The sequence below is a fragment of the Candidatus Persebacteraceae bacterium Df01 genome, assembly GCA_030386295.1.
Classification (GTDB): Bacteria; Pseudomonadota; Gammaproteobacteria; order Tethybacterales; family Persebacteraceae; genus Doriopsillibacter; species Doriopsillibacter californiensis.
On the sequence record JANQAO010000001.1, the window covers coordinates 87,173 to 112,472 of the forward strand.

General features: G+C 48.6%; 20 protein-coding genes and 1 pseudogene. 13 read left to right on the forward strand and 8 right to left on the reverse strand.

Annotated features, from left to right (window positions below; all coding sequences use genetic code 11):
• Nucleotides 1-18: 18 nt before the first annotated feature.
• From NQX30_00435 to NQX30_00455, 5 genes are all read left to right on the forward strand, one after another.
• Nucleotides 19-1,527 (forward strand): YifB family Mg chelatase-like AAA ATPase, encoded by a 1,509-nt coding sequence (locus NQX30_00435; GenBank protein MDM5146857.1) that lies wholly within the window; start codon nucleotides 19-21, stop codon nucleotides 1,525-1,527.
• Nucleotides 1,528-1,629: 102 nt separating this feature from the next.
• A complete protein-coding gene (locus NQX30_00440) occupies nucleotides 1,630-1,956 on the forward strand; it encodes a hypothetical protein (GenBank protein ID MDM5146858.1) in 327 nt (108 codons plus the stop codon).
• 30 nt (nucleotides 1,957-1,986) lie between these two features.
• Nucleotides 1,987-2,760, forward strand: a complete 774-nt coding sequence (locus NQX30_00445) for an inositol monophosphatase (GenBank protein ID MDM5146859.1) — start codon at nucleotides 1,987-1,989, stop codon at nucleotides 2,758-2,760.
• A gap of 10 nt (nucleotides 2,761-2,770) precedes the next feature.
• Nucleotides 2,771-5,305 (forward strand): DNA mismatch repair protein MutS, encoded by a 2,535-nt coding sequence (gene mutS / locus NQX30_00450; GenBank protein ID MDM5146860.1) that lies wholly within the window; start codon nucleotides 2,771-2,773, stop codon nucleotides 5,303-5,305.
• Nucleotides 5,306-5,530: 225 nt separating this feature from the next.
• On the forward strand, nucleotides 5,531-6,793 hold the full coding sequence (locus tag NQX30_00455) for a CNNM domain-containing protein (protein MDM5146861.1): 1,263 nt from the start codon (nucleotides 5,531-5,533) through the stop codon (nucleotides 6,791-6,793).
• Nucleotides 6,794-6,837: 44 nt separating this feature from the next.
• Here NQX30_00455 and NQX30_00460 read toward each other — a convergent pair whose 3' ends face one another.
• From NQX30_00460 to NQX30_00490, 7 genes are all read right to left on the reverse strand, one after another.
• Entirely contained in the window at nucleotides 6,838-8,271 is a 1,434-nt protein-coding gene (locus tag NQX30_00460) for an FAD-dependent oxidoreductase (GenBank protein MDM5146862.1), read from the reverse strand.
• 30 nt (nucleotides 8,272-8,301) lie between these two features.
• Nucleotides 8,302-8,985 (reverse strand): VTT domain-containing protein, encoded by a 684-nt coding sequence (locus NQX30_00465; GenBank protein MDM5146863.1) that lies wholly within the window; start codon nucleotides 8,983-8,985, stop codon nucleotides 8,302-8,304.
• Nucleotides 8,986-9,175: 190 nt separating this feature from the next.
• Nucleotides 9,176-10,483, reverse strand: a complete 1,308-nt coding sequence (gene aroA / locus NQX30_00470; GenBank protein ID MDM5146864.1) for a 3-phosphoshikimate 1-carboxyvinyltransferase — start codon at nucleotides 10,481-10,483, stop codon at nucleotides 9,176-9,178.
• A gap of 3 nt (nucleotides 10,484-10,486) precedes the next feature.
• Nucleotides 10,487-11,341, reverse strand: a complete 855-nt coding sequence (locus NQX30_00475; protein ID MDM5146865.1) for a prephenate dehydrogenase/arogenate dehydrogenase family protein — start codon at nucleotides 11,339-11,341, stop codon at nucleotides 10,487-10,489.
• Complete coding sequence (hisC, locus tag NQX30_00480; protein ID MDM5146866.1) at nucleotides 11,329-12,438, reverse strand: histidinol-phosphate transaminase; 1,110 nt, start codon at nucleotides 12,436-12,438, stop codon at nucleotides 11,329-11,331. Before hisC ends, NQX30_00475 begins: the two co-directional genes overlap by 13 nt.
• A complete protein-coding gene (locus NQX30_00485) occupies nucleotides 12,431-13,159 on the reverse strand; it encodes a HisA/HisF-related TIM barrel protein (GenBank protein MDM5146867.1) in 729 nt (242 codons plus the stop codon). Before NQX30_00485 ends, hisC begins: the two co-directional genes overlap by 8 nt.
• Entirely contained in the window at nucleotides 13,137-13,661 is a 525-nt protein-coding gene (locus tag NQX30_00490; protein ID MDM5146868.1) for a hypothetical protein, read from the reverse strand. The genes NQX30_00485 and NQX30_00490 overlap by 23 nt, the downstream gene beginning before the upstream one ends.
• Before the next feature lie 268 nt (nucleotides 13,662-13,929).
• Here NQX30_00490 and alaS point away from each other — a divergent pair, with 268 nt between their 5' ends.
• The 5 genes and pseudogenes from alaS (at nucleotide 13,930) to NQX30_00515 (ending at nucleotide 21,129) form a co-directional block, all read left to right on the forward strand.
• The gene (gene alaS / locus NQX30_00495) at nucleotides 13,930-16,605 is read left to right on the forward strand and encodes an alanine--tRNA ligase (GenBank protein MDM5146869.1); all 2,676 of its coding nucleotides are present in this window, start codon (nucleotides 13,930-13,932) and stop codon (nucleotides 16,603-16,605) included.
• Between the two features lie 340 nt (nucleotides 16,606-16,945).
• Nucleotides 16,946-17,963 (forward strand): annotated as a pseudogene (locus NQX30_00500) (NAD(P)/FAD-dependent oxidoreductase).
• A 207-nt stretch (nucleotides 17,964-18,170) separates the two neighbouring features.
• Nucleotides 18,171-19,310: a Xaa-Pro peptidase family protein gene (locus NQX30_00505; GenBank protein MDM5146870.1), complete on the forward strand. Its 1,140-nt coding sequence runs from the start codon at nucleotides 18,171-18,173 to the stop codon at nucleotides 19,308-19,310.
• Nucleotides 19,311-19,348: 38 nt separating this feature from the next.
• The gene (locus tag NQX30_00510) at nucleotides 19,349-20,050 is read left to right on the forward strand and encodes a DUF3047 domain-containing protein (protein MDM5146871.1); all 702 of its coding nucleotides are present in this window, start codon (nucleotides 19,349-19,351) and stop codon (nucleotides 20,048-20,050) included.
• 89 nt (nucleotides 20,051-20,139) lie between these two features.
• Entirely contained in the window at nucleotides 20,140-21,129 is a 990-nt protein-coding gene (locus NQX30_00515; protein ID MDM5146872.1) for an MBL fold metallo-hydrolase, read from the forward strand.
• Between the two features lie 80 nt (nucleotides 21,130-21,209).
• On the opposite strand, the gene NQX30_00520 is transcribed toward NQX30_00515, so the two are convergent.
• Nucleotides 21,210-21,650, reverse strand: coding sequence for a VOC family protein (locus NQX30_00520; GenBank protein ID MDM5146873.1), 441 nt, complete (start codon nucleotides 21,648-21,650; stop codon nucleotides 21,210-21,212).
• 98 nt (nucleotides 21,651-21,748) lie between these two features.
• Between NQX30_00520 and mnmG the strand changes: the two genes are divergently transcribed.
• Genes mnmG through NQX30_00535 form a run of 3 tightly spaced genes read left to right on the forward strand, consistent with a single transcriptional unit; the run spans nucleotide 21,749 to nucleotide 25,199 of the window.
• Complete coding sequence (gene mnmG, locus NQX30_00525; protein ID MDM5146874.1) at nucleotides 21,749-23,605, forward strand: tRNA uridine-5-carboxymethylaminomethyl(34) synthesis enzyme MnmG; 1,857 nt, start codon at nucleotides 21,749-21,751, stop codon at nucleotides 23,603-23,605.
• The gene (locus tag NQX30_00530; GenBank protein ID MDM5146875.1) at nucleotides 23,602-24,360 is read left to right on the forward strand and encodes a ParA family protein; all 759 of its coding nucleotides are present in this window, start codon (nucleotides 23,602-23,604) and stop codon (nucleotides 24,358-24,360) included. Before mnmG ends, NQX30_00530 begins: the two co-directional genes overlap by 4 nt.
• Entirely contained in the window at nucleotides 24,357-25,199 is an 843-nt protein-coding gene (locus NQX30_00535; protein ID MDM5146876.1) for a ParB/RepB/Spo0J family partition protein, read from the forward strand. Before NQX30_00530 ends, NQX30_00535 begins: the two co-directional genes overlap by 4 nt.
• Nucleotides 25,200-25,300: the final 101 nt, after the last annotated feature.

Genomic DNA, 25,300 nt, shown 5'->3' on the forward strand with positions numbered 1-25,300 from the left:
GCACTTACAATACAGATAATGGCGTTAGCAATTTTACATAGTAGAGCGCTCACCGGAGTATACGCGGCGGCAGTAACGGTAGAAGTGCACCTGTCCGGCGGTCTTCCTCAGTTTAATATTGTCGGACTACCCGACACCGAAGTACGTGAAGCTCGAGACCGCGTACGTGCTGCTATTTTGAACTCTCGTTTTCAATTCCCCGCCCGCCGAATTACCATTAATCTTGCACCCGCCGATATGCCCAAGGAGGGTGGCCGCTATGACCTTCCCATTGCATTGGGAATTCTCTCCGCCGCCGAACAAATACCCACCGACTTACTAGAACAATTTGAATTTGCAGGCGAGTTGGCACTAGATGGCAAGTTGCGCTCTTGCGGCAGCGCCTTGCCCATCACGCTGGCGACCAAGCGTGCTGACCGCGCTATTATTATGCCACCCGAAGATGCCGCCATCGGCGCCTTAGCTACTGGCGCCGTGGTGCTTCAAGCGCATACCTTACTAGAGGTTTGCGCCCACCTGGCAGAACGACAGCGGCTACCCCAAGCGACACCACTAGAATTACCAGAAATTGGAAACAGCTCCTGCTTTAGCGATGTCAAAGGGCAAGTCAAAGCGAAACGTGCCTTAGAAATTGCCGCCGCCGGCGGTCACAGTCTGCTGATGATGGGACCACCCGGTTGCGGTAAATCCATGCTAGCGGCACGATTGTCAAACTTAATGCCTCCACTGACCGATGATGAAGCACTAGAATCAGCAGCGGTGCGCTCGCTTGTTGGTGGCGATTTTCAGCCCAATAAATGGCGGCAACGCCCTTTTCGCTCACCACACCATTCAGCTTCGGCGGCAGCACTTATCGGCGGCGGCAGCAAGCCGCGTCCGGGAGAAATATCGCTCTCACACCACGGCGTATTATTTTTGGATGAGTTACCTGAATTTGACCGACAGGTGTTAGAAGTCTTACGTGAGCCACTGGAATCGGGAATGATTACCGTTTCTCGCGCCGCTCGCAAATCCGATTTTCCAGCTGCTTTTCAACTTGTCACGGCGATGAACCCTTGTCCTTGCGGCTACCTCTCACATCCACAAAAAGAATGCAACTGTACGCCCAATCAAATTAGTCGCTACCGCGCTAAAATTTCTGGTCCCTTACTAGACCGTATTGACATGCACATTGAAGTGGAATCACTATCACAGGACGAAATCACCGGTGCGGCTGATGGCGAGACCAGCGCGACCGTACGCGCTCGCGTGACGGAAGCACGCGCCTTTCAAACCATGCGCCAAAATGCGCTCAATGCCCGCTTGCCGCCATCCGGCGTTGATGTATACTGCATTCCCAACGAAAGCGCCCAAGTTTTTGCTCGCCAAGCACTAAAAAAACTTGGATTGTCAGCACGCAGTTATCACCGGGTGCTCAAAATGGCGCGCACTATTGCCGATTTGGCACAAGAAGAAGACATTAGCACCGGTCATTTATCCGAGGCGATTCAATACCGCCGTTTGGCTTTTGACAACCCATTACAGTAAAAATCAACTACACAGCACCGTTGATGTTTTTTATGTTTTATAAGTAAATACGATTTATTGCATTAAATATTAACGATGATAAGATAAGGCAAAGGAGTTGTCATGCTTTACGAAATGACTCGTCACGTATGGGTACGGATGCAACAACGAGGAAAAACTAAGGAAGGCGTTAAAATGCTGATTCGTTACGGACGCAAGCAACCCAAATCCCGTTACCTTTTGCACAGTAAAGACGCTGAACAAGAAATTGCTCGCCGCCAAGTGTGGTTACAACGGTTACAAAAACGACAACCCAATAATCGCACTATGCACAAAAAACTAAAAAAGCGCATTGACGCCATAGAAACCATGCGTAATTGCGTTGCCGTGTTTGATAACGGTAAAGTGGTAACGGTGTACAACCAAACTCGGCGCCCTAGGCACCAGTAATTACCGTCGCTCTGCGGCTATAATGCAACTGTGACCACGCAACATTTTGCTGCTGAACTCGCCCGCGAAGCTGGTGCGCTGGCTCGACGACGGTTCTATGGCAATCGCACTATTGCAGTAAATCACAAACTCAACGGTGAGTTGGTTACCGATGTAGATCGTGAAGTAGAAAACCTGATTATCAGCTTAGTGCGTGAAAAATTCCCCAAGCACGGTATCTTAGGCGAGGAAAGCGGTCTTTCCGGCAATCAAAACGAATGCTGGGTGATTGACCCCATTGACGGCACCACCAATTTTGTCTGTCGCTATCTGTCATGCTCGGTGTCGGTGGCATTTTGTCGTAAGGGACGTCCAGTAGTGGCAGCAATACACGACATTGCCGCTAACGAAACATTTTTTGCAGCCAGCGGTGAAGGTGCATATCTCAACAATCAACGATTGCGGGTGACAACGACAACGACCGTAGGAAAATCACTGTTTTTAGCAAGCGGCGTTATTAACGGCAAGGGCATGTGGCCATTGATAGAAAGCATGGCGCGACGGAGCATGGGCATGCGGCGCACTGGTTCCACGGCCTTAGATATGGCAACGGTAGCTGCCGGACGGGCCGATGCGATGTTGTGCGGGCCAGTAAAATTTTGGGATGTGGCGGCAGGTGCATTACTCATCCGCGAAGCTGGTGGTCTTATTTCCGACACTGAAGATCACACCTCTTTCGCCTTTGGCGAACCCACGCTCCCTTTTGTTGCCGGCACGCCCGGTGTGTTTACCGCTTATCTGCACGAAATGAAAAAACATCAATAATGGGCACCCGATGAGTGCGCCCACACCGTTGATGCAACAATATTTAGGGATAAAAAAAAAATATCCCGACATGTTGCTGCTTTTTCGTATGGGCGATTTTTATGAATTATTTTATGAAGATGCCGAACGCGCCGCCGAATTACTCAACATCACGCTAACACGACGCGGCTCTTCCGCCGGCAATTCCATTCCGATGGCTGGAGTGCCATTTCATGCCATAGGTCAGTATTTAGCGCGGTTGATTAAGTTAGGTGAGTCGGCCGCTATTTGCGAACAAATTGGAGCATCGGACGGCAAAGGTCCGATGCGCCGTGAGGTTACACGAGTAGTGACACCGGGCACTTTGGTGGAAGAGTCCATGCTTTCCGCACAACAATCATGCGTGCTGATGGCAATTTCCGGCGATAAAGAAAGACGCGGCTATGCGCAACTAGATTTGTCTACCGCCCGCCTTTGTGCCGGAGAATGCTCTACCGCAGAAATGGCGAGCGTTATCGCCCGCATTCGCCCAGCAGAAATTTTGTTACCCGAATCGATGCCCGCACTGGCTGCTAACGGAGCAATCAAACGACTACCGAACTGGCGTTTTGCTACTGAAGATTGTGAACGGTTGCTCGTTACGCATTTTGGCGTACGCGACTTGAGTGGTTTTGGTCTCAACAATCAGCCATTACCGATAGCCGCAGCCGGCGCCTTACTACGTTACGCAAAAGATGTAACTAAACGTCCACTAGCTGACGTGGAAGGACTGGTACGCGAAAATGAGACAGATTTTATCGGCATGACCGTTGCCACCCGCAACAGTTTAGAGCTGACCGCCACCTTATCAGGCGAGCGGGCTCCCACTTTACTATCAGTTGTGAACCGCTGTCAAACAGCAATGGGCTCACGTTTGTTATCCACACTACTGCACCAACCACCGCGGCAGCGTACTACAATTTTGGCACGCCACGACGCCATTGCTACTTTGCTAGAAGGCGGTATAACCACTGCATTACAAGAAACGTTGTCATCGATAGCGGATATTGAACGTATTGCCGCCGGCATTGCGTTATTTTCGTCACGTCCACGCGATTTAGCAGCACTACGTGCAACATTTGTAGCGCTGCCGGCGACGGCAATGCAATTGCGGCGAGGCGCAGAGGCAAGTGTGCTACTAAAAAAATTATCCGATTCTCTGTCGCCGCCCGAGGCCGCTCTCAATTTGCTCAACACGGCCATTACCCTAGAGCCAGCGGCAACCACACGCGATGGCGGCGTTATTGCCGACGGCTACAGCAGCGAGTTAGACGAGTTACGTCGATTGCAAAACGGCGCCCGGGGTGATTTAGACACCATGGCGGAAGCCGCTCGGGAGGAAAGCGGTATTGCTGGGTTACGAGTTGAATTCAACAAAGTACATGGGTTTTTTATTGAAATTCCCAAGTCACAATCAGCACGAGCACCGATGGCTTGGCAACGACGGCAAACGATTAAAAATGCCGAACGCTTCATCACACCGCAGCTGAAAAAACATGAAGAAAAAGTGTTAGCCGCTGATGAGCGTGCCCGCGCTTTGGAAAAAAGACTGTACGATGACGTGCTAATTGCCCTGCAACCACATGTGCCGGCTATACGAACTCTAGCAGCAGCAACGGCAGAAGCCGATGTTGTTGCCGGATTTGCCAATATCGCTGCACAAAAAAAGTGGCATCGTCCAATGATGACTGACAAAACAGCTTTGTGCATTGTTGAAGGACGGCATCCTGTGGTGGAAGCGCAGACATCGCACTTTGTCGGCAACGATTTGCGACTGGGTGATGAAACGCGGCTAGGCATAGTGACCGGTCCCAACATGGGCGGCAAGTCCACCTATTTACGACAAACTGCGCTTATAGTCATTCTTTCCCATTGTGGCGCTTTTGTGCCAGCGGCAAGCGCCGAAATAGGCAGCATAAACCATATTTTCACCCGCATCGGTGCGGCAGACGACCTCGCCGGAGGACGTTCTACCTTCATGGTTGAAATGACAGAAGCCGCGGAAATTACTCACAACGCCGACACCCATAGTCTAGTACTTTTGGATGAAATCGGTCGCGGCACATCTACTTATGACGGTCTGGCACTGGCGTGGGCGTTGGCCGAACGGCTGTTGTTACACAACCGTGCGCTAACCTTGTTTGCCACACACTATTTTGAGCTTACACAACTGCCTGATGAATGTGCCGGCGCAATTAATCGCCACTTGTCAGCGCGTGAGCACGGCGAAGAAATAGTATTCTTACACCGCGTGGAAGACGGTGCAGCAAGTCGCAGTTATGGTTTACAGGTAGCTCGCTTGGCGGGCGTTCCACAAGCAGTGTTGGCGCGAGCGCAGGCATTGCTCGCACGTTTTGAAAACACAAAACCGGAAATGCCTTTATTTTCGTCAGCTTCCTCTATATCCGAACCACCTACCACGCCGCCCCATCCGGTATTAGAAAAACTGGCGAGAATAGACCCAGACACTTTATCACCGCGCGAATCGCAGGAATTATTGTACGCGCTCAAACAATTGCTTAATTGAAAATCAAGCTTTCCATTATCAACAGAATGAAACATGACTGACCGCTGTCTATTGGAACGACATATTCGCATTAATACCACCACATCTGGTGGCAATACTTCCTTGTTTACAGGGAATATCTGATTTTTAAGTTAAAAACGCATAATTTTTTGTCTCCTCTGCTACAAACCAACGCATCCTCTTGCAAAAAACTGAAAATACTATTATATTGTTACTGAGTTATTCGTGAGCTTGACTATTCCACAACTGTTGCTTGTTTTCGCCGTAGGGCTGGTATTTTCCGCCATCTTTTCCATGGTGGAAGCTGCCGTTATTTCACAAGACCGTCATCGGCTCGAACATCTCGCCATGTCCGGCAAACGCTCGGCTCAGATCATGCAAACTATGCTGGGCGGTATTGACCGATTACTAGCGGCCATTTTATTATTTAACAATATTGCCAATGTCCTGTGCGCGACTACCGCTACTGTCATTGTCACCCGATTATCAGGCGGTGGCGAAACGGCGGCTTTTGTCGCTTCGCTAGGTGTAGCCTTTTTGATTTTGGTAGTTAGTGAAATATCACCCAAAGTTATTGGCGTTCGGCACGCCCAAACTATTTCGCTGGTATGTGCCGTGCCACTACACTTTTTGCTCGCTGTGTTTCATCCGGTTATCGTTGTTGCCAATTTTTTCGCCCGGGGAATTTTATTGTTAGCCGGAGTACGTCATGCCAACGTCCTCAATACTGCCATGAACACACGCGAATTGCATAGCGCTGTGCGCGCCTCTCGGGCGCAGGCCGCACAAGACTCGCAACATGGCAAACATTACAAAATGGTAGAACAAGCGTTACATCTAGGAAACATCCCAGTGGAAAAAATAATGACACCGCGGCGCCATATAAAAGGAATTAATTTACAAAATGGCGACAACGACGCATATGATGCCATTTTGTCCGCCGATTACGCCAAACTGTTGATTTACGAAAGTAATCCAGACAATGCTGCCGGTTTTGTGGACACCATTCAGGCACTCAAAATTGCCACACGGCAAGGGCGTGTCACCGCTGCCGATTTGCGGCGTATAGTAGTCAAACCGTTGTTTATGCCTGCCGCCGCCAACGCCGTGCAGCAATTACAAAATATGCGCACTCAAAATTCCCGCGCTGCACTGGTAGTGGACGGCGCCGGACGAGTAACAGGCATGGTCACGTTAGCTAATTTTGCCGCCGCCATTATCGGCGGCAGTACCGCACCGCCAACACCAACGACAGAAGGCGATTTCATATTGCCGGGAGATTTTTCGTTATTGCAATTAAGCGAGTTATTACCTGATATTCAACTGCCCGACACGTCCGCGACAAATTTAAATGGATTAATTATGGAAGTATTAGGCGACATTCCCGACACGTCAGTGTGTGTGGAAATTGCCGGCATGCGCTTTGAAATCATAGAAACCGGCAACAAGTCGGTACGCCGCGCACGATTGCTCAAGCCGGCACACTAAAAATAGCATTTTCTGCACAAAAAAAGCAAAAAAGAACTCGGAAACTACCCTCGATTTCGCCGATTAAGCCATTCGCTAATACTCAACATTAACGACGACGGGTGCGCTTTGTACCACTCACTGGCGGCAAAGCGATTGGATTCAGCCAACGTTGGGTAAATGTGAATCATCCCCAAAATGTCGGTAACTTTAAGTCCCTTTTTCATAGCTAGAATATATTCGTGGATTAAATCACCGGCGTGGTCACCCACGATAGTGACACCTAAAAGTTTTTTGCTTCCCGGCTCGGTAAGTAATTTAACAAATCCTTCTGCCTCTTCGTCAGCAATGGCGCGATCCAAATCATCAATGCCATATTTAGCCACTTCATGGGGAATATTTTGGTCTTTTGCCTCTTGTTCGTTAAGTCCCACTCGCGCTACTTCAGGATGCGTGAATGTACACCATGGCACCACCGACCAGTCAACTTTGCGCTTGATTGGTAACAGAGCATTTGTTGCCGCATAAACGGCGGCATGTGCAGCTGTGTGGGTAAACTGATAAGAGCCAATAATGTCGCCACAAGCATAGATGTTGGGCACCGATGTTTGCAATTTTTCATTCACTTCGACTACGCCCCGCTTGCTAATTTTCACGCCCACCTCGGCAAGCCCCGGCACTTTGTCACCGTTAGGCTGACGTCCGGTAGCCAACAACAACAAATCAAAAGGAACTTTTTCCTCCTTGCCATCACATTCCACCAGCATTATTTTTTGACCGTCTTCTACCACCACTTCACGGGCACGAGTTTTAGTCATAATGTTCACTCCCGCTTCACGGAAATGCTCCATGACAATGGCTGAGGCATCGGCATCTTCACGTGCCATAATGCGTTCTCCGTCTTCAATTTGCGTAACTTCGGTACCAAGATAAGCAAAAGCTTGCGCCAATTCCGAACCAATAGGGCCACCACCGACCACCATCAGACGGCGCGGTTGCTCGCGAATCTCCCATATAGTATCGGAAGTACGATAGTCGGATAATTCTATTCCCTTAATCGGCGGCACAAACGGCCGCGCGCCAGCGGCAACAACGATAGTGCGCGTAGTCAACACCCGTCCTTCTACTTCCACTTCGTGCGGCGATTTAATAGACGCATTGCCGACAACACAGTCCACACCCAAATTAGTATAACGTTCCACCGAATCGTGCGGTTCAATAGCGCCAATTACACGTTGCACGCGCTCCATAATTTCGGCAAAATCAAATTCCACTTCCACTTTTTTAATGCCCAGCTTTTGCGCACGCTTGGCATCGCGTAAAAATGACGCCGAACGAATCAGCGCTTTAGATGGCACACAACCAGTGTTAAGGCAGTCACCGCCCATTTTGTGCCGCTCCACCAAGGCAACTTTTGCCTTAGCAGCCGCCGCCACATAAGATGTCACCAATCCGGCTGAGCCGGCACCAATGACCACCATATTATATTCATATGCCATTGTTTTTTCTTTCTGTGTTCCCTAATAAATTTAAGCGCGATTGCGAAAATACACTACGGCTTTTTTAGCAATCAATGGAAATAGCCCTAGCGCAGCAAAAGCAATGATAATTTCTACAGATAAAATATCGCTTACGCTTTCTACCTGTGCCAACGCCGTGCCCGCGTAAACAAAAACAACCGTCCCCGCCAACATACCCAATTGGCTCACCCAATAAAAAGATAGCACCGGTAATCGTGTAAGCCCCATTAAAATGTTAACGAGAAAAAACGGAAAAACCGGAATTAACCGCATAGTGAACAAATAAAATTTGCCCTCGCTTTCTACACCTGCATTAATTTTTTCCAATTTGTCACCGTATTTTTTTTGCAACGACTCCCCAAGGATAAAACGCGCCACCAAAAACGCCAATGTCGCGCCAAGACTACTGGCAAAAGAAACAACAATTACACCCGTCAACAAGCCGAACAACGCGCCCGCCAAAAGTGTCATTAATACCGCCCCCGGCAATGACAATGCAGTCACTGCCACATAACCGATAAAAAACATCGCTAATACAAAGGCTTTATTACCTTCATAATAGGACTGAAATTTGTCTTTTTTTTGTTTGATGTAATCTAGGCTGGCATATTCACTAAACTGCGTATATAAAATAACGGCAACGACCAGTAAGCTAATAACTATACCGATTTTAATAATCGTTTCTTTTTTCATATATTAATGTTCACTCCAAAAATCATTACACGTTATGATAGGAAGAATATCGGCTTGTCACCGTAACAGTTTGTTACGACAGCAAGTCAACTCCGCATCCCACATCGCTTGAATCAAACTCACTTTCCTTTGATGGAATTTTTCATATTCGTTTTTCAGACAGTTTTTTCACCTTCCGAAAGCCGTCATGCTAGTCTTTACTAACAGCGATGCGAATACCAGCAGCGGTGGCCATTTTTCCGAAGCCAGGAAATGAAGTGCTTACGTTGTCACAATCATTCACTACAACACTGTCTTTGGCGCGTAGTGCCGCCATGGTAAAAGCCATGGCGATACGGTGATCACCACACGAATCCACTTCACCACCAGAAAAAACCGATTTTTTGTCGCCTCGCCCTTCAATTACTATACCGTCTTCCGTCGTCTCACAACCTACGCCGAGTCTCTGCAAGCCATCCGCCATAGCCGCAATACGATCACTTTCTTTGTGACGCAATTCACTAGCACCGGTAAGTCTTGTTTTCCCGTGAGCGGTGGCGGCGGCAACAAACAGCGCTGGTAAATCATCAATTGCCGCTGGCACTTCGGCACCGACAATGTCAATGCCGCGCAAGCTACCACCCACAACGCGAATGTCCGCTACCGGCTCAGATCCCATTTTTCGTGGGTTGAGCATTTCAATGTGTGCACCCATCCGCCTTAGTAATTCAATAACTCCATTGCGAGTAGGATTTACACACACCTCCTTGAGTAATAAATCACTGTTTGGCGCTATCACTGAACCAACCATAAAAAAAGCCGCTGATGAAGGATCAGCCGGAATTTTAATGCGTGTTGGCGACAAAACCGCTTTCCCCGATACCGCACAACATAATCCTTCTCGCCGCACCGGCACACCAAACATTTGCAACATTCGCTCGGTGTGGTCACGACTGGCAAACGGTTCAATAACCGCTGTTTCGCCTTCGGCACGCAGCCCTGCCAAAAGTAACGCCGATTTAATTTGTGCGCTGGCCACCGGTAATTTGTGCGACATACCAAAAAGCCTTTTGCCGGCAGTAATTTGTACTGGTGGACAACCGTTTTTGTCGGTAATGTCAGCACCCATACATTCTAAGGGTTCGGTTATCCGCCGCATAGGACGCTTCATTAATGAAGAATCTCCCACCAACCGCGTATTCACATTCCAACCTGCCGCCACACCACAAAACAACCGCATCAGAGTGCCCGAATTACCACAATCGATATCGCCCACAGGCGATGCCAGCCCACCTTTACCTTTAACTATCAACCGCTTGCCGTCTTCGTTTACTTCCACACCACATGCTTGCACCGCTGCGATAGTGGCACGTACATCCTCTCCCATGAGCACATTAGATATTTCACTTTTTCCATCAGCCAGCGCTGCCAGCAACACGGCGCGATGAGAAATAGATTTATCGGAAGCAACGCGTAATTCGCCGCGTAATTCGCCGCCGGGAGAAATTACATATCGCATAAATTAATCTTCCAACGTAGCCGCCCAATCACGCCGCAACTGGCGAGCTGAGGCAAATCGCTCATACAACAAAACACTATTACCGTCTTTAATAGCACCTTCCAATGTATCCAATTCTTCTCTAAACCGCACCAAAGAAGCCAGCAAATTATCAGCGTTAGCCAAACAAATATCCCGCCACATGATGGGGTGCGATGATGCCACGCGGGTAAAATCGCGAAAGCCGCTCGCCGCATAATGCAAATAGCGCGCACTGTCAGGGCGCGTTCGAATTGATTCCACCAAAGCATAAGATAACAGATGAGGTAAATGGCTAACCACAGCAAAAATATCATCGTGTTCAGCAGCTGACATATTCACCGTGTTAGCTCCGACTTGCTGCCACGCTAAAGAAACAACTTGGACGGCCTCTTCATCAACACCGTCCGTACACAGCACCGCCCAGCAATTTTTAAACAAATCAACGTTGGACGCCGAAAATCCACTATTTTCATTGCCCGCAATAGGGTGTGACGGAACAAACCGACGGCGATTGTCACCCAACTGTTCCGCCGCTTTTGAAATAACACTCCGCTTACAACTTCCACCGTCAAAAATCACCGACGTTGGCGATAAAGCATCAGCAATATCAGCAAAAATGCTTTCCACTGAACCCACCGGTACAGCGATAAAAATATCGTCGGCTCCGCAAACCGCGGATGGAGAATCATAAGCCGCCCGAACCACTCCCGCTTCCAGTGCCGCTCGTCTTGTTTGCGCACAAGAATCTGCGCCAACAACGGTCGCGCCAGCAGCGGTGGCAGCGCGCGCAAAAGATCCACCGATTAACCCCAACCCAATGACGCCTACTGAGCGCATTTATTTAGTGCTTCCCGCAACGCTTGTAAAAAGCGCGCATTTTCTGTCTCGGTGCCAATTGTCACCCGTAGCCACTCTGGCAAATCATAACCAGCCAGAGGTCGTACGATAACACCGGCAGCAAGTAATTGTTGATAAACAACGTCAGCATTAGATACGGAAAAAGTCAAAAAATTTCCCCGCGACGGCATAACCGGCAGCTCCAATTTTTTTAGCTCATCGTTAATTTGCCTCATGCCAGCATCATTAAGACGGCGACTGCGTTCTACATGGGCAGTGTCGCGCAAAGCTGCCAGTGCCGCCACTTGCGCCGGCATGCTAACGTTAAAAGGCTGTCGCACACGATTAAACATCTGGATAAGTTCTGCATCGCCAATGCCATACCCCACCCGCAAACTGGCCAACCCGTGAATTTTTGAAAAAGTCCGCGTTATTAATAAATTTGGGTATTCCGTCAGCAGAGGCAATACGCCCTCCTCATCAGCGTATTCGCAATAAGCCTCATCAACAACTACCAACACATGCTTTGGCACCTGCCGCAGCAGGTCAGCAATGCGCGCCTGCGAATGCCAGTTACCAGTAGGATTATTGGGATTGTCCACAAATATTAGTCGCACATCATCAGATTGCGCTGCCTCGGCAATGGCATTTAAATCGTGACCATAATCCGTTGCCGCCGGTGTCACTCGTGCTCGCGCGCGACGAGCGGCAACCGCTAACTTATACACCACAAAAGCGTGTTGCGAATATACTGCCGCTGTTGTTTCAGTTAATAATAATTGTGCTGCCAATTCTAATATTTCGTTAGACCCGTTGCCAAAAATCAAACACTCCGGCGTCACTTGCAATTTTTCGGCCAGCGCCACCCGCAAGGTACTGCTGCCAGAATCGGGATAACGCGCCACTGCTGCTGCCGGTAGCTCGCGCAATGCCTGCAATACGACATTACCAGGTCCCAGTGGATTTTCGTTGGAAGCCAACTTAATAATATCGGTAATACCGTGCTCGCGCGACACCTCCTCTATGGGACGACCGGGTTGATACGGTGCCAACGTTTGCACGCTTTCAGCAATATGGCACAATACTGAATTAGGCATAATTTTCGAGCAATTTTTCAAGCACGCTAAAATTTTCGTACACCGCACGACCGATAATTGCACCAACAATATTGGAATCCGCCGCCGTCAGCGCCTGCAAATCTTCCACGCCACATACACCACCGCTAGCAATAACCCCACAAGGCGCTTTAGCCGCTACTTGTCCTGTTTTTTTCGCATTCACACCACGCATCATGCCATCCCTTCCAATATCAGTGAAAACAACGGCTGCCGGCGGCGCATCCCGCACACTGTCAAATAAATCATCAACAGTAAATGGAGATTCTTCCAGCCATCCCGCAACCGCTACCTTATCATCACGAACATCCAAACCAAGAATTACCTGCTGCGGAAAAGCGGCGATAACTTCCGCACGAAAAACAGCATCCCGCACTGCGGCAGTACCCACAATCACATACGATGCACCAATGTTTAATAATTGCCGCGCGCTTTCTAAGCTGCGCACACCACCACCCACCTGCACGACCGCATCATAATCAGCAGCAACGTGCAATATAGCGGCAATAGCGTCACTATTGTCAGAAGCACCCGCTTTAGCAGCATCTAAATCCACGACATGCAAACGGCGCACCCCGGCATCAAAAAAATGACGCGCCATAATGCCCGGATCATCACCAAAAATGCTGGCGGAATTATAATCACCGCGCCGCAAACGCACGCATTGACCGTTTAAAATATCAATTGCCGGTATTATCTGCATACACCCCCAGCCGCGCCAATTCTTGTTTTATTGCCGCAATATTAAGCGTATGCGTTTGCCGTTGCTCCCTCAGCACCTGTAATCGCTCTTCATCTCCCGCCGCCGCGCCGTTAATCGCCTTCTGCATCAACCCTTGCATTTTTATTTCTTGTTGCAACTCATATAACAATACCTGACTACGCTTGCTGTCTGCGGCACTCAAATTGAAATTATATTTTTTTGGTGGCGATGACGACGGTACTAGGGTTGAAACCGGCGCAGATTTTTTGGGTTTTTCAATAGGCTTAACGGGCACTGCTTCTACTTGAGTTTCCTGCTTTGGTTCATAAGATGGGACTTTTTCCGCGCCGACCGTCGTATCGCAATCCTCAAGAGAGTTGACATACGACATGCCGCCATCCGGCTTTTCACATTTATAAAATGCGAAAGCGCTACTCGCCTCCCCAAGCGACAGTAACAGTACCGCCCAAACAATCCAATCCCAATGTTTAACTGATAGCATCCGGCAAAAATTCCATTTTACACCCGCCGACAAATACGCCGATGTATTTCGGTGTAATAAACCAGCGAAATATAAAAACCCTCCTCGCTAGCTAATTTCAAAAAATAATTAATCAACCCTAATAAAAGCAAATTTTTGCCGCTTGCCGGTGCCTATTGTGATATTGTGCTAACATTTTTTCAATTTTTGCAATGAAAATTGACAAATTCTTAGTTTCTGTGGCTTTTTGCCCTCTTTGTGATGAATATGCTTTTGATAAAATATCCTAATGAAAAGCCTTGATATTCGTGAGAAATTTTTGCGGTTTTTTGCTGAAAAAGAACATACCCGCATTGACTCTTCACCGTTAGTGCCAGCCAATGACCCAACGTTGCTGTTTACCAATTCGGGCATGGTACAGTTCAAAGACGTGTTTTTGGGTTTTGACAAACCCCACCACCACACCGCCACCACTGCTCAGCGCTGTCTGCGGGCGGGAGGCAAACACAACGACTTAGAAAATGTCGGCTACACGGCGCGGCACCATACTTTCTTTGAGATGCTAGGCAACTTTTCTTTTGGTGCATATTTCAAAGAAAAAGCCATTCCCTACGCGTGGGAATTTTTAACTTCCCCACAGTGGTTGGGATTAAAAAAAGAACATTTATGGGTGACGGTGTTTGGCGGCGGCCATTTGTTTGGCGATGATTCACCTCCAGTACCAGCGGATGATGACGCCTATGCACTATGGCTGAAAACACTTGTCGCCGCCGGTTTTAATGAGGCTGAGGCGGCACAACGCATTACCCGCATTCCCACTACAGACAATTTTTGGATGATGGGTGAGACGGGGCCTTGCGGGCCTTGCTCTGAAATTTTTTACGATCGCGACAAAAATTCCGAATATTTTCGCGGCACGGACGAATCTCACGCCGATGACTGTGTAGAGGTCTGGAATTTGGTGTTTATGGAATTTAACCGTGATGACACAGGATTATTAAACAAGCTACCTAAACCTTGTGTGGATACCGGCATGGGACTAGAACGCATTAGTGCCGTAATGCAAAAAGTCCACAGCAATTATGAAATTGACCTATTTGCCGATTTGCTAAAGAAAGTCAATGACAAAGTGACAACCGCGGGCGGAAAAGACAGCGGCAACGATTACACGCCTTCACACAAGGTTATCGCCGACCACATTCGAGCCGCCGCATTTCTCATTGCCGACGGTGTGATGCCGACCAACGAAGGGCGCGGCTATGTGTTGCGACGCATTATCCGCCGAGCATTGCGCCACGGCCACAAATTGGGTGCTCAACAAGCATTTTTTTATCAATTAATCCGATACTTGCCCGCCTTGATGGGTGGTGCACATCCAATATTACAAACTCGCTTGTCTCTGATAGAAAAAATATTACAAACTGAAGAAGAAAATTTTTCCACGCTTTTACGCCACGGTATGACAATGTTGCGGCGTGAATTGGGGACACTAGGGACACAACGCAAATTAACCGGAGATACCGTATTTAAGTTGTACGATACTTACGGCTTTCCCGCTGACATGACTGCTGACGTTGCCCGTGAAGAGGGAATCGCCGTAGATATGGCGGGCTTTGAAGCGCACATGAGCACACAGCGCAAACGCTCACGGGCGGCAATGACTTTCAACATCGGCCAGAAGACCATCGCTTATGACGGAGTAGCGACTGAATTTGTCGGCTATGATGATACTGAAACCGAAGTTGAGGTACTAGCGCTGTTTGTTAACGGCGAAGCGGTAAAAGAAGCGCGCGCTGGTCAAGAAGCACTGGTGGTACTCAACCGGACCCCGTTTTACGCCCAATCCGGCGGTCAAGTAGGCGACATTGGATTAATGTGCAGCAAAGAAACAAAAATTCGCGTCACCGACACTCACAAAATTCGCACTGATGTGTGGGGGCACATGGCTACCATTGATGCCGGCGCCGTTCATACGGGAATGATAGTGCGTGGTGAGGTTGACGCGACACGACGCGATGCTATTCGTTGCAATCATTCAGCGACTCATCTGATGCATGCCGCCTTGCGACAAGTACTTGGGCAACACGTTGAACAAAAAGGCTCTCTAGTATCACCTGATTATTTGCGTTTTGATTTTTCCCACCATACCGCAGTAAGTAATGATGAGTTACGTGCAGTAGAAACAATCGTCAACGAACAAATCCGACACAATCACTCTGTGGAGACACAGTCACTGCCTTATGATGATGCGCTCAACCTTGGTGCGATGGCATTGTTTGGTGAGAAATACGGCGACATCGTGCGTACGGTCATCATTGACCGTGATTTTTCGGTGGAATTATGCGGAGGCTCTCACGTAACACGAACCGGTAATATCGGCTTTTTTCAATTTCGCAGTGAGGGTGCTATTGCTGCCGGAGTGCGGCGAGTAGAGGCGGTAACCGCTCGCAGTGCAGTGGCGCACGCGCAGCATTTACACACTCGCTTACAACATATTTCCAATCTGATGAAATCGTCTACTGATAAGGTAGAAGAAAAAATCATTCAATTGCGCGAATCGTTAAAAGAAACCAATAAACGTTTGGAAGCACTACAAGCAGCACAGGCAGACCAGTTAGCAATACAGTTAGCGCAACTGGCGGTAGCGCATAATGGCGCGCAAATTTTGGTAGCGACCGACGCCGACACCGACATCAAAGCGTTGCGTGAGCTGGCGGTGCAGCTTCGCGAGCGTTTATCACCGGCAGCGGTATTGTTGGCCGGAAGCAACGGCGACACCGCAGCATTTGTCGCAGCAACAGACAAGTCGCTCAACATTAGCGCCCGTGAATGGATTGACGTGGTAGCTACAGTAGCCAATGCCAAAGGTGGTGGCAAGATTGATTTTGCCCAAGCCGGCGGCGGCGACTGTACGCAAATCGATGCGGCATTGACAGCAGCACGAGCCTTTGTTGGCATTAAATAAAACAATATTTTCATTCAGCTCCCGCTGATGAGAGTGTTTTTTTTATATTAACGCGTGTATCGCGCCGAGTTTCTCATTTTTTTTCTTTGGGAACCAATATACACCAGCCAAATGGACGAGTCGTCAACTCAAAATATCGTAAGAAATGCTCATGAGATGATTGTCTGTCTTTTTGATTAAAGTATGACTATAACCAAAGCACTCTATTTATTAAAAATAAAAAAGGAGGTTAGCGCAATTCAAATAAGCGTTGAATGGTCTTAAAAAATCTGAAAAGTGAACAAGGGTTCAAAAGACGAACACCCCGCATAAATAATCTGGACAAATAAGAGGAACCGCTATGACAACGAACAAAGAAATTGGAAATACGGCAACCGCACGCGTAACACAATGGCTTGGCGAATTTGAAAAAGCACTCAAACAGGCGGATGCCGACGAAGTGGCTTCCTTGTTTGCAGAGGAATGTTTTTGGCGAGATTTAATTGCTTTCACTTGGAATATCAAAACGATGGAAGGCAAAGGGGCAATTCACACCATGGTTGCTGCCTGCGCTACTGACGTTAAACCAACACACTGGCGGATAGAGAGAGAAGCCACAGAAACTGACGGTATTACGGAAGCGTGGTTTACTTTTGAAACAACGGTTAGCCGGGGCAAAGGGCATCTGCGACTGAAAAATGAGTTGTGCTGGACGCTGCTAACCACTATGGTGGAAATTAAAGGTCATGAGGAGAAAAAAGGTGAGCAGCGCATCAAGGGCGTTGAGCATAATGCCTCTAAAAACCGCTTGACGTGCCGCGAGGGAAAAACACGTGAGGAAAAATTGCTAGGCTATGACAAACAACCGTATTGTTTGATTATCGGCGGTGGACAAGGCGGCATCGTCTTGGCCCCGATTGAAACAATTAGGCGTTCCCACTATCATTATTGAAAAAAACGTCCGCCCGGAAGATTCGTGGCAAAAGCGTTATAAATCACTGTGCCTACACGACCCGGTATGGCATGACCACCTGCCTTACATTCCTTTTCCTCAACACTGGCCGGTATTTTCACCCAAAGATAAGTTGGGCGATTAGTTGGAAATGTACGCCAAAGTCCTGGAATTAAATTACTGGAACTCAACCGTTTGTGAAAGTGCCTACTACGATGAATCCAGTAAAAAATGGACGGTTACAATCAAACGGGAGGGTGAAACGGTTGTGTTGCACCCAAAACAATTGGTATTAGCAACCGGAATGTCAGGATGATCTAACATTTCCGATATTTCGGGCGCCGATACGTTTAAGGGAGAGCAACACCACTACAGTTCCCATCTCGGCGGCGAACAGTACCGCGGCAAAAAGTGCGTAGTGCTGGGCGGCGGAGCTTATTTCCCAAGAAATTGCGGACAAAGCGGGCAAATGCTGGGCTGGCTCCAATACCATCAAAGATCCAGACCCGTGGGAAGGTGAATTGCGCAACATGTGGAAGCCAAACCATCAGGAGGCGTTCCCCCACCTGTATACGGCATGGGAGGGGACATCATCTGAGTTAACCCGCACAATATTACAACTATAATCCTTGATATGCTTGAAAAACAATTACATTTTTCCCAAGAAGAATTTTCTGCGCGACAAGGGCGTACTTTGCAGATGATGCAAAAATACGGGCTAGACGGTTTGCTTATTTTTAGCCAAGAAAGCATGTTTTATCTTACCGGCTACGACACGTTTGGTTATGTGTTTTTTCAGTGTTTATATTTGCGCGGTGATGGTCGCATGACATTACTAACCAGAGCACCTGATTTGCGACAAGCGCAAATGACTTCGGTGATTGAGGACATTCGCATCTGGAAAGACGGACCAAACGCCAATCCTGCCGACGAATTACGCGCCATTGTGGATGAACAAGGTGGCGCCAACCGGCTGGGTGTGGAATGGGAAACTTATGGATTAACCGCCGGCAACGGTCAAAGAGTCGCCGCCGCTTTTGCTAGGATAACGCTGGAAGATGCATCTCAACTCATCAGTAAGCTACGCGTCATCAAAAGTGATAGTGAATTAAAATATGTGTTTCGTGCCGCCGAATTAGCCGACGCAGGACTTGCTGCAGCAGTTAATCTAGCCAAGCCGGCAGCTTTTGAAGGCGATATTTTAGCGGCTATGCAGGGAGCGATTTTTCGTGGCGGTGGCGATTACTCCGGCAACGAATTTATTATCGGTTCTGGTCAGCGAGCATTATTGTGTCGTTCTTTTTCTGGTCGCCGCCATTTGGCTGAAAACGACCAGCTAACGCTGGAATTTGCCGGCGCTTACCGTCACTATCACGCCGCATTGATGCGCACACTTATTATTGGCAAGCCCGAACCGCAACATACGGCAATGTACGCCGTGTGCAAAGAAGCGCGGGCGCGTGGCATTGAAGCGTTACATCCGGGCGAACCGATTGGCAAAGTATTTGACGCTTATGCAGAGGTAGTAGACAAAGCTGGTATGAAACGCCATCGGTTCAATGCCACCGGTTATTCGCTGGGAGCAAAATTCGCCCCCAGCTGGATGGATTGGCCAATGTTTTATCATGGTAATCCGGTTATAGCACAGCCTAATATGGTATTCTTTTTACACATTATTCTTATGGACAGCGACGTCGGCGTTGCCATGAGTACGGGAGAAACATTGCTAGTAACCGACTCCGGCGCCCGCTCATTGTCCTCTGCCCCTAGGTGAGACAACCAACACAAATCATTATTAAATGGAAACTGTGGATGTTGGCATTACTTGCGCCGGTTGCCTTAGCACAAACAGCATCACTTAATACAGCACCCGCAGCATACGATGAGCGCCCCCAACCATCGGGACAGACAGTAACATTACTGACTAATGGCAATGTGTCGGCGTGGGAATATCAAACATTTAACAATATCCCGACCACACAATACCAAACGGCATACGACGACGAATTAGGCAGCAAAGCCTTGTTTGCCCACAGCCAGAAAGGCGCATCAGGATACGTTTTACAAACATCTATTGATTTACAAAAAACCCCCTGGTTGCATTTTCAGTGGCGAATTGACCAAATGGAAACGGGCTTTGACGAACGCAGCAAGGCTGGCGACGACTTTGCCTTACGCTTGTATTTCATCACCCGTAGCGGCTTAAGATACAAAAGTTTATCCGTGGTGGGCTCACAAGCGGCAATGCACACCACGTGGCAGAGCCCCTACAGCGGGCTACTTTATGACTTGCACATTTATTCACTTGGCAACAAAAAAACACGTGGCAAATGGGGGAAAACCACCATTAATTTAGCGCAGCTTTGGCAGGATATTTTTGACGAGTCAGCGCCAATATTGAATGCGGCGGGATTGATGACCGACGGTGATTCGGCCGGCGCAGAAATGCGGGCACGCTACGGTAACATTATTTTTAGCAATTCTTCAGCGCCACCTTTTGCGATCGTTGAGTAACTTTTTGTGTTGTCAATCAAAATTTTTTCTTGACTAATATAGAGTAATATAGCGAACATGTTTTTTATTTTAATTGTTTAGGAGAACGCATGAAAAAAAATAACATTAACAAACTAGCAACATCTGATCCGACACGTCGCGATTTTTTGGGGCGCGTTATTTTGGCGGGTGGTGTAGGAAGCGCTAGCACACTACTTCCGGTAACTACCGTAGCGGCGCAGCAATCTTGTCCACTAACCGGTTCGGTCGCCTGGACACAACCTGACAATAATAATCATGTCATTGCACTACAGGAACAGGATGCGGGCGGCGACGGCAGCGTTCTGTTAGAATATTTCGGTCATTGCGCGTTTAAGCTAACCTCCCCACAAGGCGTAACCATGATGTTTGATCCTTGGCGCAATGACCCTTCCGGCGCGTGGGGGCTGTGGTTTCCCAACGATTTCCCCAAAAGCAAGGTGGACATAGGCTTATCCACTCACGCACATTTCGATCACGATGCCATTGATCGGTTGGATGCGGTAATGTTACTGGATCGGATGGTAGGCGAGTACCGTTTCGCCGACATAAGTATCACAGGGATAGCGGACAAACATGCCTGCAGCGCGCCCGGGTGGTATCAATGGACAAACGCCATTAAAGAATTTGGTGCCGACCCGTGTCCGCCAAATAACCCCGGACACATGGATATGTCCATGTATGTAGTGGAAACCGGCGGCTTACGCATTTTGATGTGGGGAGACAACCGTCATAATCCATCACCGCACGTTTTACGTCAGCTAGGCAATATAGATGTGCTGACTTTACCGGTTGACGGCTCCCAACACATCCTCAGCTATGAACAGGGAAATGAAATTGTCGCCATGCTCAATCCGAAAATCATCATTCCGACACATTATCTATGCGAAGGCGTGTCTATTACACTGACCACACTTGAATCCGCTGACACTTGGATAAAATCACAAAAAAATCACAATATGCTGTCTTCCGGCGAAATTTTGCTACACAAAAACGAAGTGGCGGCAATGAACCAAGAATTCATGTATTTCGGCGCCAATACAAAAGTGCCTGTGGCATGATGTCGCATCTAGCTCGGCGCCATAAAATTTAGCAAATCGCTCACAACACCCATTTACGGCTATTAATAATATAAATCGATTTACCAAATGCCGGTGTTAGCCATAGATCGCCACGGCTCTGCCGACGGCAACGCATCACCGGATTGCAATAATTCTATGGAAATACCGTCTGGTGAGCGCACAAAAGCCATACGTCCATCACGTGGCGGTCGATTAATAGCTACGCCAGAATCCATCAGTTGCTGACAAATATCATAAATGTTGTCCACACGATAAGCGAGGTGGCCAAAATTGCGCCCCTCATCGTACTGTTCCGGTTCCCAATTGTAAGTCAATTCTAACAATGGCGCCTTGCCTACCGTAGCACGCTCCACATCGGCGGGCGCGGCAAGAAAAATCAGCGTAAAGCGCCCAGCATCATTTTCTATTCGGCGCACTTCGCACAGTCCGAGTTTGTTGCAATAAAACGCCAACGACTCGTCAATGTCGCGAATTCTAACCATAGTGTGAAGATACTGCATTATTTCCTCTTTCTAACTACCCAATAACTATAACAGTTTTTACCTAACAACGATTTTTCTTGCCGCTATCATTGCGGTAGCGTATGATTCTATGTTCAATGGATAACCGTTTTGATGTCATTGTGATTGGTGGTGGGCACGCTGGTACCGAAGCCGCTCTAGCAGCGGCACGTAGCGGTGTGCAAACGCTACTGCTCACACAAAACAAAAACACCTTGGGGCAAATGTCTTGTAATCCAGCTATTGGCGGCGTTGGCAAAGGGCATTTAGTGAAAGAAATTGATGCGCTGGGCGGCATGATGGCACTTGCCGCCGATGATGCTGGCATTCAATTCCGGCGCCTCAATAGTAGCCGCGGAGCGGCTGTACGTGCTACTCGTGCCCAAAGCGATCGCGAATTATACAAAGCGACAGTACAATTGCGGTTAGAAATCGCTCCCAACCTATGTGTACTGCAATGCACGGTAGACGACATCATTGTACAAAACGGCCACGCGACGGGCGTGCTAACCAATACGACAGACAACGGCAATAAATTTTTTGCTCCAGCTATCGTACTCACGGCGGGGACTTTCTTAGCTGGCATCATACACATCGGCAAACAGCAAATCGCCGGCGGCCGCGCGGGTTGCAAACCCGCAACGACTCTAGCCGCCCGATTGCGGGAGTTAAATTTGCCGGTGGGGCGGCTCAAAACCGGTACGCCACCACGGTTAGATGGGCGAAGCATTGATTTTTCCCAACTGACAGAACAGCCCGGTGACACACCGCGCCCCGTGTTTTCTTTTATTGGAGCCGCCCATCGCCATCCACCACAGCGCGTCTGTCACATCACTAATACCACGCCGTCCACACACGATATTATTCGCGCCGCGTTATCCGACTCACCTCTGTTTTCGGGCGCGATTGAAGGTGCAGGACCGCGCTATTGCCCTTCTATTGAAGATAAAGTCACCCGCTTTGCTGAGCGCGAATCGCATCGCATTTTTTTAGAGCCAGAAAGTTTGCGGGAAGATTGTGAATATTATCCCAACGGTATTTCCACGAGTTTGCCAAAAGAAGCGCAGGCAAATTTTGTGCGCACCATTCCCGGACTTGCACATGCTCGCATCACACGTTTAGGTTACGCGATTGAATATGATTTCTTTGATCCCCGAGCACTACTTCCGTCTTTGCAAACACGTACATTGCCTGGGCTTTTCTTCGCCGGCCAAATTAACGGCACCACCGGCTATGAGGAAGCCGCCGCACAAGGACTAATCGCCGGACTCAATGCAGCACGGCTGGCAACGGACAAGCCACCGTGGACGCCGACACGCGAAGAATCATACATCGGCGTGATGATTGACGATTTAACGGCACGTGGTGTGATAGAACCTTACCGCATGTTCACTAGCCGCGCTGAATGTCGGTTATCCTTGCGAGAAGATAATGCAGACTTACGGTTAACAGAAACAGGTCGTCGCTTGAATTTGGTAGATGATGAGCGGTGGCGATTGTTTTGTGCCCGCAGAGAACGATTGGAGAAAGAAGAATTACGGTTAAACACCCTCAAAATGCGTGATACCTCCGTTACCGCGGCACCTGCACAATCAGTTGCACGTTGGCTGCGGGGACCGGAAGCGCATTATGTAGATTTATGCCTACCCGATGCGCTCAGCGACACTGCTGACATTGCTGAAATGGAAGCGCGTTGCAAATACGCCGGCTACATTCAACATCAACAAGCACAATTAGCTCGCGCGGGTGAAGAAGACGCCATGCGTATTCCCAATAATTTTGACATTAGCGCCATTGCCGGCTTATCACACGAAGTACAGGAGCTATTTCACCGTCACCATCCGGTAAGCATTCGGCAAGCACGGCGCATCAGCGGTATCACGCCGGCGGCGCTGGCCATCGTAGCTGCTCATCTCAAAACACGGGAAATTACGGATAAAATGAGGTCAGTGTGAAAACTTTCGCCGTTATTAATCAAAAAGGAGGTACCGGCAAGACTACGGTAAGTATTAACTTATCGGCACGGTTGGCCGAGTTGGGTAAAAAAACGTTGCTAGTAGACATTGATCCGCAAGGCAATGCCACTTCGGGCAGCGGTGTAGAAAAATGGCACATTGGCGGCGGCACCTATGACGTGCTTTTTGATCGGGAAGTAGCAAATTGCCTAATTTATTCACTGGTCGGTGGCTATTGGGTACTGAGTGCCAACATGGAATTAGCCGGAGCGGAAATTGAGCTGGCTGGCGAGCAATTATGGCAGTGCCGGCTACGTGATGCACTGGCAACAGTGCGGGATGATTTTGATTTTATTTTAATTGACTGCCCGCCATCTCTAGGGGTTCTCACCGTCAACGCGCTAGTTGCCGCCGACAGTGTACTTATTCCCATGCAGTGTGAATATTTTGCCATGGAAGGTTTATCTGACCTCGCAGAAACCGTGCGCCGACTTCGCACCGGCTGGAATCCATCATTACACGTAGCTGGCATTGTGCGCTCCATGTTAGATAGGCGCAATTTACTGTCACGCTCTATTTCCGATGAGTTACAGCGGCATTTTGGCGAAAAATTGTTTTCTGCCGCTGTTCACCGTAATGTGCGCGTGGCGGAAGCCCCTAGCCATAGCTTACCTGTACTTACTTATGCGCCGCGTTCATCCGGCGCAAAAGGCTACAGACAATTAGGAGATGAATTTTTGGAGCGCTTCGCATGAAACGGCGCGGTCTGGGACGCGGTTTAGAAACCTTGTTGAGCGGTGCGTCAGAAGCCGGCGCAGCGGAAGGTATTGTCAATATTACAATAAGTAAATTGCAACCCGGTGGCGCCCAACCACGTCGGCATTTTGACAAAAGTGAACTACAGTCGCTCGCCTCTTCTATCAAAACCCGCGGCGTGATTCAACCACTGGTAGCACGTCCGCTTGCTGCCGGTGAATACGAAATTGTCGCCGGCGAACGGCGGTGGCGGGCAGCGCAGCTAGCGGGGCTAAAAACAGTACCAGTAGTGGTAAGACAACTATCCGACAAGGAAGCATTGCTGGTAGCGTTAGTGGAAAACATCCAGCGCGCCGACCTCAACTCGGTGGAACAGTCGCGAGGTATCGCTCACCTCATAAAAGACTTAGATATTACGCATGCGGAGGCGGCGGACAGCCTCGGCATGTCGCGTCCAGCGGTCAGTAACGCATTGCGCTTGTTATCATTATCGACGCCCGTATTAACGTTGCTCGCCGAGAAAAAATTGGAGGCCGGTCATGCTCGAGCACTGTTGCCTTTGCCTCCGAGTCAGCAAAAAGAAGTAGCCGTGCGTGTCATAACTACTAATTTATCGGTACGACAAACCGAAAATCTAGCACGGAGCATGCTCGCCAATAAAACCGATAAAATCCCCTCGGCTAAAGATCCCGACACTCGCAGACTACAAGAAGAATTATCATCACGATTATCGGCACAGGTGGACATTCAGCATCACAAAAACGGTAGCGGAAAATTAACCATTTACTATGGTTCTTTAAACTCATTGGACAGATTACTAGAAAAATTACGCCAATAACCAGCACAGCAAGAAAATTATTGTCTTGCACAATAAAAATTATGTTTTTCTATAACCTTAATTTTTTACTGTTCCTCCGTCTGAAATAGAGATTTTATTTA